Here is a 13,170-nt window from a genome sequence, read left to right as displayed (position 1 = left end):
TGCCGGTGCTGTTTCTCGATACCCAGATGCTGTTTCCCGAAACGCTTGACTACCAGCGCGAAGTGGCCGGAACGCTCGGCCTGACCGGGGTGCGCGTAGTGCGCGCCCGCGCCATGCATCTGGCGGTCGAAGACCCGGCCAATACCCTGCACCTGCGCGATACCGATGCCTGCTGCGATCTGCGCAAGACCCGCCCGCTGGAACAGGCACTTGCCGGTTTCGACAGCTGGATCACCGGGCGCAAGCGGTTTCAGGGCGGCCAGCGCGCCGCGCTGCGGCTGGTCGAGGACGAGGGCGCGCGGCTGAAGCTCAACCCGCTGGCCGGGTGGAGCGCAGGCGATATCGCGGGCTACATCAGCACCCACAATCTGCCCCGGCATCCGCTGGTGGCACGGGGATACCCGTCGATCGGCTGCGCGCCCTGCACCTCTCCGGTGGCCGAGGGCGAAGATCCGCGCGCCGGCCGCTGGCGCGGCCAGGACAAGGTTGAATGCGGCATCCATTTCGTCAATGGACGGATGGTTCGCAACACCGCCGCCTAGAAGTCAGGAATACGCCAATGCCCGTCATCGTTACCGACAGCGGTTTTTCCGCCGACAGCTTTCGCGGCAGCTTTACCGCGTTGGCGGATATCGGGACGACCGGCCAGCCGGTTGCGCTGGACCTGCCGCCCGATACCGACGCGCGCGATCTGACCGATCACCTGCCTGGGCTCGAAATGATCCGGGTCGATTTTCCCAGCTTCGCCGACGGGCGCGGCTTTTCGCTGGCCAGAACGCTGCGGCGGATGGGCTATGCGGGCCGGCTGCGGGCACGCGGACATGTACTGGCCGACCAGTACACCATGGCCCGGCGGTCCGGTTTCGACGAGGTCGAGATCGACGACACACTTGCCGCCCGCCAGCCCGAAGACCAGTGGCTTGCGCGGGCCAACTGGCGCGAACACGACTATCGGTCGCGGTTGAGCGGGTGATCCGCCCTTCCAATTATTCAATATCCCGAATAGATGAACAGGACGAAGCTCCGGCTTCGAAGTGACGACATGACAGAGCTACGACCCGTGACCGACGCAAAACCGATCAAGGCCGTTCCGACGCTGCCGGATGCGCAGACGGTAACTTATGTCAAACACTGGACGGACCGGTTGTTCAGCTTCCGCTGCACGCGGCCGTTATCGCTGCGGTTCCGTTCGGGCGAATTCGTGATGATCGGGCTGATGGGCGATCCCGACCCCGATACCGGCAAGCAGAAGCCGATCCTGCGCGCCTCTTCCATCGCCTCGCCCGCTTGGGACGAGGAACTGGAATTCTATTCGATCAAGGTGCCGGACGGTCCGCTGACCTCGAAGCTGCAGAACGTTCGGGTCGGCGACCAGATCATCCTGCGGCCGAAACCGGTCGGAACCCTGGTGCACGACGCTCTGCTTCCCGGCAAGCGCATCTGGTTCTTTGCCACCGGAACGGGCTTTGCTCCCTTCGCCTCGCTGCTGCGCGATCCGCAGACCTACGAGGATTACGAGGAAGTCATCATCACCCATACCTGCCGCGAGGTGGGCGAACTGGCCTATGGCGCCGAACTGATCGGGAGCATCCGCAACGACGAGTTGCTGGCCGAACTGATCGGCGAAGGGTTTCACGAAAAGCTGCGGTACTATCCGACCACCACCCGCGAGGAGAGCCCCAAGATGGGCCGCATCACCGACCTGATGCGTTCCGGCGAAGTGTTCGGCGATCTTGGCGTCGAGCCCATCTGCCCGGACAACGACCGCGCGATGGTCTGCGGCAACCTTGCCTTCAATCTCGAGATCAAGGACATGCTCGAGGAATACGGCCTGCGCGAAGGCGCCAACTCGGAACCCAGGGAATACGTGGTCGAAAAGGCCTTTGTCGACTGACAGGGGGCGACACGGCCCTTTCAGACGCCGCGCCCGTCGGACGCGGCGTTTGTCGTTTCACATGGCGATCAGTTCGCGGTGCCGCTTGTCGTACCGTTGGTGGCGGGGGCGGCGGCCGGATCGCTCATCGGCGCCTGATCGATCGGCGGTTCGGCAACCGGTTCGCTCTCCATCGGCGATTCGTTGATCGGCGGTTCGGCAACCGGTTCGCTCATGGCGGGTTCTGCCGCGGGCTCGGCAGCCGCAGGTTCTGCGGCCGGCTCGCTCGCTGCGGGTTCGGCAGCCGGTTCGCTCATGGCGGGCTCAGCGGCCGGCTCGCTTGCAGCGGGTTCGGCAGCCGGCTCGCTCTCGGCCGGTGCGCTCGCGGCGGGCGCGGTTGTTGTCTCGGTCGTGGCCTCGTCCTTGTCTCCCGCCAGAAACATGTAGCCAAGAACGATCACCACCACGACGATGGCAATTCCTATCACTCTGTTCATCTTGAACTCTCTTCCCCAAGCGCCCGCCAATGCGCAGGCGCAGGCAGTATAACACGCCCTTTGCGCGGCGTGCGTGCGGCGTCACGCCCTAGGCATGTTTTGGCGAAGCGCTGCGGACCTGCGGCAAGCCTCCGCTTGCCCCGGGGATTTCTCCGGCGCTATGAACGCGAAACTGGCACGGTACATTCAACCGGCCCCGGGACTGGAGATTTGCCATGAACATGGCCTACGAGAGCACGCGGACGCTCGACCTGATCCTTTCGGAGATCGACCTTTCCGCAATTCCCGACAAGCGCCGCAAGGCATTCCTCAAGCGCGTCGACGAGTATTTCCCCGCGCTATTCTCGCATTTTCTGGATCTCTACGGCACGCGCTACGATGCCTATGTGCACCTGCGCGCGCTGATGGACCTGCTGGCGGGGTTCCAGGTTCCCAAGCGCTACGAGGGCATGCCCGCCGATACCGATCCGTGGTATCTCTCCCAGAACGAGGTCGGCATGGCGGTCTATGTCGATCTTTTCTCCGGCAACCTCGCCGGCCTGATCGAGCGGATTCCCCATCTCGAGGAACTGGGCATCACCTATCTGCACCTGATGCCGCTCTATCTGGCCCCGGAAGAGAACAACGACGGCGGCTATGCGGTTTCGGACTACCGGACGGTGGACCCCAGGCTCGGCACCAACAAGGATCTGGAGGCACTGGCCAAGGCGCTGCATGCGCGCGGGATCCGGCTGGTGCTCGATTTCGTCTTCAACCACACCTCGGACGAACACCGCTGGGCGCAGGCAGCGATTGCCGGCGATCCGCGGTACGGCGGGTTCTACTTCCTGCTCGATGAATGGGAGGCGCTCGATTACAACCGCACGGTGCGCGAGATCTTCCCGCAGGTCCGCCGCGGCTCGTTCACCTACAACCCGACTATCGGCAAATGGGTCTGGACCACCTTCAACTCGTTCCAGTGGGACCTGAACTATGCCAACCCCGACGTGTTCGTCTCGGTGGTGGGCGAGATGCTGCACCTGGTTTCGATGGGGGCGGATGTGCTGCGGCTCGATGCGCTGGCCTTCGTCTGGAAGGAGAAGGGCACGGTCTGCGAATCGCTGCCCAAGGCGCATACGGTCATCCAGACCTTCAACCTCTGCCTGCGGCTCGCCGCCCCGCACGTCCATTTCAAGTCCGAGGCGATTGTCCACCCCGACGAGGTGAACCGATACATCGGCCTGAACGAATGCGAACTGTCCTACAACCCGCTGCTGATGGCACTGATGTGGGAAAGCCTTGCCACGCGGAAGACCGAACTGCTCCGCGCCTCGATGGCGCGCAGCTTCGAGATCGCGCCCGAGGCATCCTGGGTCAACTATATCCGCTGTCACGACGATATCGGCTGGACCTGGGACGACAGCATATCCGAACGGCTCGGAATCAAGGGCTACGATCACCGCAACTTCCTGAACCGCTTCTACACCGGGCGCTTCCCCGGCAGCTTCGCCAGCGGCGTCCCGTTCCAGGAAAACCCGTCGACCGGCGATTGCCGGGTCTGCGGCACACTGGCCTCGCTGGCCGGGGTCGAACGGGCGATCGAGGATCGCGATCCGGGGCGGCTCGGCGATGCGATCGCACGGGTCAAGCTGCTCAACGCGATGCTCCTGTCGATGCCCGGGCTGCCGCTGCTCTATCAGGGCGACGATCTCGGCGTGCTGAACGACGAATCGTATCTGCGCGATTCGGGCAAGCGCGAGGATTCGCGCTGGGTTCACCGCAAGGCGCTGACCGAAACCGACTTTTCGCGCGCCCAAAGCCCCGAAAGCCCGCAGGGACGGATCGCGAAGAACCTGCGCGAGATGATCGCCATCCGCAAGGCGCATGCGGTTTTCGGCGTATCCGACTTCCGCCTGCTGTCGCTGGAAAACCCGCACGCCTTCGGCTTCATCCGCGAGACCGCCGACGAGAAACTGCTCGTGGTGGCCAATTTCAGCGAACACACCCTGTCGATGGGATTCGACGTGCCGGCCTTCATGGGGGTGCGCGACGCGACCGACCTGCTCGACCCCATCGGGCGGCTCAACATGGGCGCGCTGGCACTGGCGCCCTATGCGGTGCACTGGTTTCACGCCCGCAAATGAGCGGCGGCCCGCCAATCCGCGCCGCCCGACACCGATACCCGCCCCGGGCGCCGGAAAGGTGCCACAGTGGTGGCGCGGCGCGCCCTAAAGCGCTTGAAAGACCGGGCCTCAATCGCTACTTTCCCATCACTTTTTCGTAACGAGAGAAGGACACTCGTCATAGCTCGCAGACCTCACAACGCGCCCCCGACGCGCGACACAGGCCCCCGCGTAAACGACAGGATCCGGGCACCCGAAATCCGGCTCATCGGGCCCGAAGGCCAGAACGTCGGCGTCGTCACGCCCGCCCGGGCAATGGAACTGGCCGATCAGGTTGGGCTCGATCTGGTTGAAATATCGCCGAATGCCACCCCGCCGGTCTGCAAGATCATGGATTTCGGCAAGTACAAGTACGAAACCCAGAAGCGTGAATCCGAAGCGCGCAAGAAACAGAAGACGATCGAGGTGAAGGAGGTGAAATTCCGCCCCAACACCGATACGCACGACTACGACGTCAAGATGCGCAACGTCGTCCGCTTTCTCGAGAACGGCGACAAGGTGAAGGTCACGCTGCGCTTCCGCGGCCGCGAGATGGCGCACCAGAACCTTGGCCGCGACCTGCTGGAACGGGTTGCCGAGGACATCAAGGAACTGGGCAAGGTCGAGAACATGCCCAAGATGGAAGGCCGGCAGATGGTGATGATGATCGGCCCGGTCGCCAGGTAATCACTGCCTGACCGGAACGCTGCAAACCCCCGCCTGTGCGGGGGTTTTTCTTTCCTTGCGCCACATGGCCCGGCCTTCCGCATGCCCGTTCATGTTCTGGCGGACGAGCGGGTCAGCCGGTCCAGTTTCCGAACTGCATGTACTCCCAGATCGCGCTTTCGACCTCGTGCTTCTCGACCGGAACGTCCTTTTCGAACTTCTCGACCGACATCCGGCACACGAAGCGCGTGTAGTGCATTTCGTACCTGCCGAACTTGTCGAGATCGCCCATCGGCGTATGGCTGTCCGAACTGACAAGCTGGGTCGGCTGATACGCCTCCCAGTTGGAAACGTATCTGGTATCGCCGTCCTCATATGTGAATTTCAGTGTCTGCGGCAGTTTCAGGTCGCTGTCCGGCACCGTCTGCTCGCCGATCATCTCGAAGGTCACCTTGCTGATATCGTCGACAATGACCTTTCCGTCCCGCGCCAGCATGAAGACATTGGACCAGGTGCCGCCCAGATCCCTGCGCTGCTGGATCGGATAGGCCACCACCGTATAGGGGCCGACATTGCCATGCCCCCAGTACCATTGCTCGACCACCGCCTGCATGGGCACGTTGCCCCAGTTGTGGTCGTGATAGCCGGTACCCTCGCTCTCGTAGCTCTGATCGCCGATCCGGTATTTTGCCTTCACCCTGGCGCCGGGCAGGGCGCAGAACCAGTTGAAGCTGGGCGGGTCGCCGTCGACGCTCTGCGAGGGATCGCCGACGAACTGGCCGGTTGCGGGGCGCCAGGGCTCGCAGGTCGATTCCATCTCCAGATCGATCACGATCAGAACATCATCGTCATTGCGCCCCTCGAAATGTATCCGATAGGTCTCCAGATCGCCGGTGAAATAGGCCTTGCCGATGTGCAGGTCGCATTTCTCGCGCGACTGGCGCAACTGGCCGGCCCGGAAGGGAACATAGTCGAAGCTGGACGTGCCGTCCTTCATCGCAAAGGAGATTTCGACCTGGGGCGCCAGACCGATCGGATAGATGTTGTCAGCGTTCTTGTAGACCATCGCGATCGAGTTGCCGTCCTCGAGCTCGCAATCGACATACCACCATTCCCAGGCCCCCTGCCGGTCGACGGGATGTTTCGAACGCATTGCGTCTTCGGAGACAGCGATCGTGTCGGGGCTGAGCCCGAGTGCGGCGAAATCCTCCGGCGCCTGTCGCAACTGGCTCCGTCCGGTCTGCGCTCCGGCGTCTCGCCCCGATCCGGGGGCAGCTACAGGATTTTGGGGATTCAAGTGTGCCTTATCCATGATGAACCTCATTACCGAATAATGCCACGCCTCCTCATCCTAAAGATGAATTTACGATAGGTCAATTAATCGGATTGACACCGGGTGCCGGCCGCTGCGCGGTCCGCCCCTCAATACCCCCGCGTCGGCCGGTCCAGAACCTTGCGGCCGAAGAGGCTGGCGGTCAGGTCGACCATCAGGCGCGCGGTACGGCCGCGCTCGTCGAGAAAGGGGTTCAGTTCGACGAGATCGAGCGAAGTGACGAGCCCGCTGTCATGCAGCATCTCCATGACCAGATGCGCTTCGCGGAAGGTGGCACCACCGGGCACCGTGGTTCCGACCGCCGGCGCGATATCGGGATCGAGGAAATCGACGTCGAGGCTGACATGCAGAAGCCCGTTCTCGGCCGCGACCTGCGCCAGAAACGGCCTGAGCAGCGCCGAGATGCCGGATTCGTCGATGGACCGCATGTCATGGGTGACAAGCCCGGCGCGCCGGACCATCCGCCGCTCCTTGGGATCGACCGACCGAAGGCCAAGCAGACACACCCGGCGCGGGTCGACAGTGGCGGCAAGCGGCCGCCCGAGCAACGCGCCGAAACCGGGCTCGCCGCAGGCAAAGGCCAGCGGGGTGCCATGCAGGTTTCCGCTTTCGGTCGTCTGGAGCGTGTTGAAATCGGCATGCGCATCGAGCCAGAGCACGAACAGCGGCCGCCCCTGTTCCGCCGCGACCTCGGCATGACCCGACACGGTGCCCAGCGAAATGCTGTGATCCCCGCCGAGATAGATCGGAAAGACAGAGCGCGCCGCCAGTGTCCGGGCGTGGGCATGCAGGCTGCGGGTCCAGCCGGCGATGGCCCGCAGGTTCTGTACCTGCGGCCGTTCGCTCACCGCGTCGGCGGCAGGGGCCGGTACGGTATTGCCCAGATCCTCGACCTCCCAGCCGAGCGTTTCGAGTTCCTCGACAATCCCGGCGGTGCGAAAGGCATCCGGACCCATGCGGCAGCCGCGGCGGCCGCTGCCCTCTTCCACCGGCGCACCCAGCAGAACGATCCTGTCCATGTCCCGATCCTGTCTGCCTCTCCTCGTCACCGGATCCGGTCCGGCCGTGGCTACGGAGGCGTTCGCGTTGCCGGCGTTCTAGGGCGCAGGCGGCTTTTCCGCAACCTACGCGGCCCGCGTACGACCGAAACCTGTGATCGGGGTGCTTCGTTGCCAGCGGCGCCGGCCGGATCGTCGATACGCTCATCGTCTCTCCGGCCGGATGTCCCCTCCCCGGACCCCGCTATCGGGAAACCACCGATCCTCCGGCAATGTTTCGCGCAGCGTGATGTCTGACGAAACAGGCCCAACCCCAGATCGCGGGCCGGCACCGGGAAGAACAGCAACCCCCAAAAAACCTGCGCCGGACATGTCGCCACGCTGGATGAACAGGTCCGATATGCACTGCACGAACATCAACACCGAAAAGGTATCGGTTTCCAGTACAATTTTCACCGAAACGTTACCTGCGGGCAGAAAGTTGGCGAATCCGGCATATTTCGGTGGCATGTCACTTGCGCGGGTAATGCCGCGCCGGGACTCGGCGGTGCTCGGGCGAATCAGCCGCAGACATCCGGGCGGCGCCGCAAGGTTATCACCACCGGATTCGATCAGCGCCGAATCTCACGGCGGCTGCATCGCGAAATGGAGCGGCGCAAAGGGAACCGGGTCTTCGCCGTGATCCATCCGCGCGATTTCCAGCGAAACCCCCAGTTCGGGCAGATGCGTCATCATCGAGGTGAAGCCCTCCTCGCCCCAGTGATAGGTCAGGAGCATCGGAAATCCCTGATAGCGGCAGCCGGCAATGTCGATCTCGGCAAGCCCGCCGGTCCGCACGGCGATGATCTCCTCCTCCTCGACCTCGGGCAGGTTGGCGAAGGTGTTGAGCGCCCGGACCTTCAGGTCCTGACCGGGCCCCAGCGGCAGGCGCTGGCGCAGGTCATCGGGAAAGCGGGTGGTGACGCGGCTATCGTCGATCTCGTCCTCGCCATCCAGATCGACCTCGTCGACGATGAAGACGCCATCCATCGAAATCATGCGGAAATCGCCCTCGCCATCCGGATAGCGCGTGGTTTCCTGCACCATGCCCTCGCCCAGCCACCTGAGGCCGACGACACCTTCGTCGGGATAGCGGACATATGCTGTCGCACCGCCGGCAAGCGCGCCGCGCGTCGGGCATTCGGCAACCGCCTGCCCGGTGCCCATCACCAACACCGCAAGTATCACCCGCATCGACCCCGCCTTTCCGGGCTTGTTCCTACCCGTTGGGCGCGCACGCTAGCATGGTCGCCTGTGGATGGCGAGTTCACGCAGAGGGAAAGCGGCGAAAGACATGGCGCGGGATATCCCGGCGTGACAGCCCGCGCCGCGCAAGCTGCTCGTCGCTCAGCCTGTTCAGGTAATCGGCGCGGCAACTCCGCTGGTTGTGCCGTGTGGTGGCACGAAGCATGCGCCATGCCGCATGCAGGGGCACGGCAAGAAGGGAACCGATGGGCGCCAGGCGCCGGCGGGCGGGGATATCGGACATGTTCGGACCTGAAACTGCTGCGGTCTTCCACCGCGTCGGGACGCGGGCATAATGCACTTGCAGCATCATCTCCAATGTCAAAAAAGAAACCCGGCCATGCATCGTCTGCATTGCCGGGCTTTCGGCCAACACAGTGGCCAGGTTCGGGCGCGCCGACCCGCCGATTATTCGATTTCCGCGAAAACGTGCCGCACCAGATCTTCGCGGGCAAGGCCGCGGCGTTCCAGCTCGGCATCAGAAAGTCGGCTAAGCGCCTGATATTCGTTGTTTCTCTGCACGGCAACATTCAGTGCGTCGAAAAATTTCGCCGCCGCGCGAAGCGGTGCGACCAGCAGGTCGAACCGGACGGGCGCGCTGCGGGCATTGGTAAAATCGGACATTTGTGCTCCTGACAGTCTGTGTCGGTACTTGTCTCCAACTTAGGAGCAGAAGGCTGTTCGCGCTATCGGGGCTGCGTCATACCGCCCCTGTCCTCGCTGCATGGCAGCGAGGAACCCGCGCCATTCGGAACAGGAAGTCAGGATGTTTCGGACGGATCGAGCGCGGGCGACGCATCGCCGCCCAGCCGGCGAAGGTTGCGGTTGGTTTCCTTGCGGAGCGGCCGGATCGCCGCGGCCAGAACCTGATCGGGCCGGAGACCGCAGGCGGCGGCGATACCGGCCGCCACAGCCGAGGCGGCGAAGGCGGGCGGCTTTTCGGCGATCATGCGCACCAGTTCCTCGCTGGTCAGGGGATTGAAACCGAACGCCCCGTAGACGCGGTAGGCAATGACCAGGCTTGCCTCGACACCGAGCATGCCGGCCTCAAGACCGGTATCCATCAGATTTTGCGGAATATCCGTCACTTCAGGCGGAACGCGCATCAAGCGGCTGTCCGTGCGGCGATCAGCGGCGCGGCCCCTTCGGATCGCGTACCGGAACGGGAACCGGCTGCGGCACCGGGGCGAGCAATCCCAGAAGACGGTCTATCAGCGAAAACAGGCGCATGACGGCTTTGTTCCAACGGCCAGTAACTGCGCCTTAAGGTAACCCCTGCACCGGCAGGTGCAAGGGTCGATAGTGACGGTTTAGCGCTCACGCGTCGTCCTTCCGCGAGGTTTCTGGCGAAGGCACCTGATTTTCTTCCGTTTTTTCCTGCCGAGCGCTGGCTGCGGATGTCCGGCGTGCCGTGACGCGCCGTTTCGGCGCAGCCTTGGCAGCCGATTCGGGCGCGGCAGCCCTGACGGCGCGGCGGCGCGGCGCGGTCTTCTTTGCCGGCGCGGCCTCGGTAACCGGCGCGGCCGGCTCAGCCATCCCTTCGGGCGTGACCGGCCTGGAGGGTGCACGGCGGCGCGGTGCGGGTTTTGCCTCGGCCAGGCTCTCCTTCACCGCCGGATCGGCAGCCGCCGCGACTGGTGCCGGCTTCACCCCGGGCGCCGGGGCGGCGGGCTTTTCTGCTGCCTTCTCGATCACCGCCAGCCTGGCCGCACCGGCGGCCGGCCGGGCGGCGCGGCGTGCCAGCGCCTTGGCGGCGGGTGCGGCCGGCGCCGGCTCCGCCACCTCGGGCGCCCTGCCCGCTGCCGGTGCAAAGGCGGCCAATACGGTTGTCGCCGGCGCACCCGTCCGGCCGGCCATGCCATCGGCCACGCCGAAGGACATGCGCATCATCTCGAGTTGCAATTCTGCGGTGCGGCGCCACAGAGCCATGCCGGTGCGCCAGTAGTCCAGTGGGGTCATGTATTGAAACATCCTCATCTCCTTGAAAGGGGCTGCCCGCTATGCGGGGGCCGGCCGTTGACCTCGGGGTCCCCCATGACGGCCTGACTGAAACCGAAAACCCGGCAATTGCCCGAAAGCGGCACAGGGGCCACCTCGCACCGCTGGCCGGGACGCCCGCCGGACGAGACCTTTTCCGTCTGCGATGTCGTGCAGGGCAAAGCCCGCCCCAGCGCGCCCACGGGCGCACTGCAAGCCGTCCTGCATCTGATCGAGGTCAAACATCCGGTCTCCTTTGCGAGGCGGACCCTAGCCCAATCCGAAAAATGCTGCAACGCGGCATGGCGTAACGGCAGGCCCGTTGATCGGCTTTCCGCCTATCGCCCGGGTTTCAGGCACTTCCGGAGACCGGTTGCGTCAAGGCGCGGACTGGTCATCACCCGATGGCTGGGCTAATCGGCCGCATCATGATCCAGACCCTTGCGCTCCGCCGCCCCGACGACTGGCACCTTCACCTGCGCGACGGCGCGATGCTAAGGGCCGTGCTGCCCGAAACCGCGCGCGATTTCGCCCGTGCCATCGTCATGCCGAATCTGGTGCCGCCCGTCGTCACCGGTGCCGATGCCGCCGCCTATCGCGACCGTATCCTCGCCGCCCTGCCCAAGGGCGCCGGATTCACCCCGCTGATGACCCTCTACCTGACCGAAGGGACCGACCCGGCCGATGTGGTCGCGGCGCACGAGGCGGGGCTGGTGACGGCGGTCAAGCTCTATCCGGCGGGTGCCACGACCAATTCGGCCTCGGGCGTGCGCGACATGGACAGGGTGCGTCCGGTCTTCGAGGCGATGGCCGAGGCGGGCATTCCCCTGTGCGTGCATGGCGAGGTGACAGACCCCACCATCGACATCTTCGACCGCGAGGCGGTGTTCATCGACCGGGTGCTCGACCCGATCCGCCGGCACACCCCCGCCCTGCGTGTGATCATGGAGCACATCACCACCGCCGAGGCCTGTGCCTATGTTCAGGCGGGAGACGCGACGCTGGGCGCGACGATCACTACCCATCACCTGATGATCAACCGCAACCACATCCTCGCCGGCGGGATCAGGCCGCATTTCTACTGCCTGCCGGTCGCCAAACGCGAACGCCACCGCGAGGCGCTGGTGGCGCTTGCAACCTCGGGATTCGGTCGCGTTTTCCTCGGAACCGACAGCGCACCACACACTCTGGCGCGCAAGGAAACGGCCTGCGGTTGCGCCGGCGTCTTCTCGGCCCCGGTCACCATGCCCTGCCTAGCACAGGTTTTCGACGACGCGGGCGCGCTCGGCCTGCTGGAGGCCTTCACCTCGCTCAACGGCCCGGCCTTCTACGGGTTGCCGGCGAACGAGGCGACAATCACGCTGGCAAAGGGTGCGCCGCTGGAGATCCCTCCGCAGATCGAAACCGGCGATGGGCAGGTTGTGGTCTTCGATCCGGGCACCCCGATCCTGTGGCGGGTCTCGGAAGGCTGAGCCAGCTACCAGCCTGAACAACCGATGCGGACCCAGAAAAGGCGCAACAGCTTGCGCCAGCCCCCCGCACCGGGCTAAGCACTGCCGATCCACCGCGCCCCGAAGGGCATCGCAGAAAGGCCGTGCCATGCTTCCGACCAGCCATCCCGACGACACCACGATGGCCCGCCTCGCGGCGGGGATGCTGCTGGAGATCGGCGCGGTGCATTTCAACGCTTCCGAGCCCTTCACGCTTGCCTCCGGCCTGCCCTCGCCCACATATATCGACTGCCGCAAGCTGATCTCATACCCCCGTATCCGCGCCACGCTGATGGATTTCCTGACGGCGAAAACCATGCGCGACGCCGGGTTCGAGGCATTCACCAACGTTGCCGGCGGCGAGACGGCCGGCATCCCCTTTGCCGCGCTGGTCGCCGAACGCATGGGCCTGCCCATGACCTATGTGCGCAAGAAGCCCAAGGGCTACGGGCGCAACGCGCGGATCGAGGGAGTGATGGCCGAGGGCGACCGGGTGCTGCTGATCGAGGATCTGACCACCGACGGCGGCTCGAAACTGTCCTTCGTCGACGCGATCCGCGCCACCGGGGCGACCTGCGCCCACACGGCGGTGATCTTCTACTATGGGATCTTCCCCGAAACGATCGGGACGCTGGGCGATCACGGTGTCAGCCTGCACTACCTGTGCACCTGGCACGACGTGCTGGCCGAGGCGCGGCGCCGCGCCGCGTTCGACGCCACAACCCTGAACGAGGTCGAGGCATTCCTGGACGATCCCCGCGCCTGGCAGGCGGCGCGCGGCTGAGGCGAATCGACGCCCGGATGGCGCCGCAGCGCGGCAACGGAACCAATGATCCGCAGCGGCGCACTGCCGCCGGAAAAACTGCCGCAGGCGCGGCTTCGCCCGGCGAAATTCAACCAGATATTGACGC

Annotated in this window: 16 protein-coding genes; 7 read left to right on the top strand and 9 right to left on the bottom strand. The window is 64.8% G+C overall.

Annotated features, from left to right (window positions below):
- The 3 genes from ACK5IR_RS07060 to ACK5IR_RS07050 form a co-directional block, all read left to right on the top strand.
- Positions 1-542, top strand: a 542-nt coding sequence (locus ACK5IR_RS07060) for a phosphoadenylyl-sulfate reductase (RefSeq protein WP_416927307.1), incomplete at its 5' end; no start/stop codon positions are given.
- 17 nt (positions 543-559) lie between these two features.
- The gene (locus tag ACK5IR_RS07055; protein ID WP_416927305.1) at positions 560-973 is read left to right on the top strand and encodes a DUF934 domain-containing protein; all 414 of its coding nucleotides are present in this window, start codon (positions 560-562) and stop codon (positions 971-973) included.
- A 69-nt stretch (positions 974-1,042) separates the two neighbouring features.
- Positions 1,043-1,894 (top strand): ferredoxin--NADP reductase, encoded by an 852-nt coding sequence (locus ACK5IR_RS07050; RefSeq protein WP_416927303.1) that lies wholly within the window; start codon positions 1,043-1,045, stop codon positions 1,892-1,894.
- Between the two features lie 68 nt (positions 1,895-1,962).
- Here ACK5IR_RS07050 and ACK5IR_RS07045 read toward each other — a convergent pair whose 3' ends face one another.
- Entirely contained in the window at positions 1,963-2,370 is a 408-nt protein-coding gene (locus ACK5IR_RS07045) for a hypothetical protein (protein ID WP_416927301.1), read from the bottom strand.
- 215 nt (positions 2,371-2,585) lie between these two features.
- Here ACK5IR_RS07045 and ACK5IR_RS07040 point away from each other — a divergent pair, with 215 nt between their 5' ends.
- Together ACK5IR_RS07040 and infC are read left to right on the top strand one after the other, a co-directional pair.
- On the top strand, positions 2,586-4,493 hold the full coding sequence (locus tag ACK5IR_RS07040) for an alpha-amylase family glycosyl hydrolase (protein WP_416927299.1): 1,908 nt from the start codon (positions 2,586-2,588) through the stop codon (positions 4,491-4,493).
- Positions 4,494-4,652: 159 nt separating this feature from the next.
- Positions 4,653-5,198, top strand: coding sequence for a translation initiation factor IF-3 (gene infC, locus ACK5IR_RS07035; protein WP_416927311.1), 546 nt, complete (start codon positions 4,653-4,655; stop codon positions 5,196-5,198).
- Positions 5,199-5,310: 112 nt separating this feature from the next.
- On the opposite strand, the gene ACK5IR_RS07030 is transcribed toward infC, so the two are convergent.
- The 8 genes from ACK5IR_RS07030 to ACK5IR_RS06995 form a co-directional block, all read right to left on the bottom strand.
- Positions 5,311-6,402: a hypothetical protein gene (locus ACK5IR_RS07030; protein ID WP_416927297.1), complete on the bottom strand. Its 1,092-nt coding sequence runs from the start codon at positions 6,400-6,402 to the stop codon at positions 5,311-5,313.
- Positions 6,403-6,599: 197 nt separating this feature from the next.
- Complete coding sequence (gene rocF / locus ACK5IR_RS07025) at positions 6,600-7,529, bottom strand: arginase (RefSeq protein WP_416927295.1); 930 nt, start codon at positions 7,527-7,529, stop codon at positions 6,600-6,602.
- Between the two features lie 183 nt (positions 7,530-7,712).
- On the bottom strand, positions 7,713-8,018 hold the full coding sequence (locus ACK5IR_RS07020) for a hypothetical protein (RefSeq protein WP_416927293.1): 306 nt from the start codon (positions 8,016-8,018) through the stop codon (positions 7,713-7,715).
- A gap of 114 nt (positions 8,019-8,132) precedes the next feature.
- Positions 8,133-8,741, bottom strand: coding sequence for a hypothetical protein (locus ACK5IR_RS07015; protein WP_416927291.1), 609 nt, complete (start codon positions 8,739-8,741; stop codon positions 8,133-8,135).
- A gap of 73 nt (positions 8,742-8,814) precedes the next feature.
- Positions 8,815-9,036, bottom strand: a complete 222-nt coding sequence (locus ACK5IR_RS07010) for a DUF1127 domain-containing protein (protein ID WP_416927289.1) — start codon at positions 9,034-9,036, stop codon at positions 8,815-8,817.
- Between the two features lie 164 nt (positions 9,037-9,200).
- Positions 9,201-9,416: a DUF1127 domain-containing protein gene (locus ACK5IR_RS07005; RefSeq protein ID WP_416927287.1), complete on the bottom strand. Its 216-nt coding sequence runs from the start codon at positions 9,414-9,416 to the stop codon at positions 9,201-9,203.
- Between the two features lie 137 nt (positions 9,417-9,553).
- Positions 9,554-9,856 carry an antifreeze protein gene (locus tag ACK5IR_RS07000; RefSeq protein WP_416927285.1) on the bottom strand — a complete coding sequence of 101 codons (303 nt, stop codon included), beginning with the start codon at positions 9,854-9,856 and terminating at the stop codon, positions 9,554-9,556.
- A 253-nt stretch (positions 9,857-10,109) separates the two neighbouring features.
- Positions 10,110-10,751: a hypothetical protein gene (locus ACK5IR_RS06995; protein ID WP_416927283.1), complete on the bottom strand. Its 642-nt coding sequence runs from the start codon at positions 10,749-10,751 to the stop codon at positions 10,110-10,112.
- A gap of 446 nt (positions 10,752-11,197) precedes the next feature.
- Between ACK5IR_RS06995 and pyrC the strand changes: the two genes are divergently transcribed.
- Complete coding sequence (gene pyrC / locus ACK5IR_RS06990) at positions 11,198-12,241, top strand: dihydroorotase (RefSeq protein WP_416927309.1); 1,044 nt, start codon at positions 11,198-11,200, stop codon at positions 12,239-12,241.
- Positions 12,242-12,368: 127 nt separating this feature from the next.
- Entirely contained in the window at positions 12,369-13,043 is a 675-nt protein-coding gene (locus ACK5IR_RS06985) for an orotate phosphoribosyltransferase (RefSeq protein ID WP_416927281.1), read from the top strand.
- Positions 13,044-13,170 lie beyond the last annotated feature (127 nt).

The sequence above is a fragment of the Tropicimonas sp. genome (assembly GCF_047971885.1).
Classification (GTDB): domain Bacteria; phylum Pseudomonadota; class Alphaproteobacteria; order Rhodobacterales; family Rhodobacteraceae; genus Tropicimonas.
Note: the sequence above shows the minus strand (reverse complement) of the source record. Positions and strands in the feature narration are given on the sequence as shown.

Bases quoted from the DNA above. Each gene is read 5' to 3' on its own strand.
- ACK5IR_RS07055 (WP_416927305.1), top strand. From the start codon at position 560: ATGCCCGTCATCGTTACCGACAGCGGTTTTTCCGCCGACAGCTTTCGC.
- ACK5IR_RS07050 (WP_416927303.1), top strand. From the start codon at position 1,043: ATGACAGAGCTACGACCCGTGACCGACGCAAAACCGATCAAGGCCGTT.
- ACK5IR_RS07045 (WP_416927301.1), bottom strand. From the start codon at position 2,370: ATGAACAGAGTGATAGGAATTGCCATCGTCGTGGTGGTGATCGTTCTT.
- ACK5IR_RS07040 (WP_416927299.1), top strand. From the start codon at position 2,586: ATGAACATGGCCTACGAGAGCACGCGGACGCTCGACCTGATCCTTTCG.
- rocF (WP_416927295.1), bottom strand. From the start codon at position 7,529: ATGGACAGGATCGTTCTGCTGGGTGCGCCGGTGGAAGAGGGCAGCGGC.
- ACK5IR_RS07020 (WP_416927293.1), bottom strand. From the start codon at position 8,018: ATGCCACCGAAATATGCCGGATTCGCCAACTTTCTGCCCGCAGGTAAC.
- ACK5IR_RS07015 (WP_416927291.1), bottom strand. From the start codon at position 8,741: ATGCGGGTGATACTTGCGGTGTTGGTGATGGGCACCGGGCAGGCGGTT.
- ACK5IR_RS07010 (WP_416927289.1), bottom strand. From the start codon at position 9,036: ATGTCCGATATCCCCGCCCGCCGGCGCCTGGCGCCCATCGGTTCCCTT.
- ACK5IR_RS07005 (WP_416927287.1), bottom strand. From the start codon at position 9,416: ATGTCCGATTTTACCAATGCCCGCAGCGCGCCCGTCCGGTTCGACCTG.
- ACK5IR_RS07000 (WP_416927285.1), bottom strand. From the start codon at position 9,856: ATGGATACCGGTCTTGAGGCCGGCATGCTCGGTGTCGAGGCAAGCCTG.
- ACK5IR_RS06995 (WP_416927283.1), bottom strand. From the start codon at position 10,751: ATGACCCCACTGGACTACTGGCGCACCGGCATGGCTCTGTGGCGCCGC.
- pyrC (WP_416927309.1), top strand. From the start codon at position 11,198: ATGATCCAGACCCTTGCGCTCCGCCGCCCCGACGACTGGCACCTTCAC.
- ACK5IR_RS06985 (WP_416927281.1), top strand. From the start codon at position 12,369: ATGCTTCCGACCAGCCATCCCGACGACACCACGATGGCCCGCCTCGCG.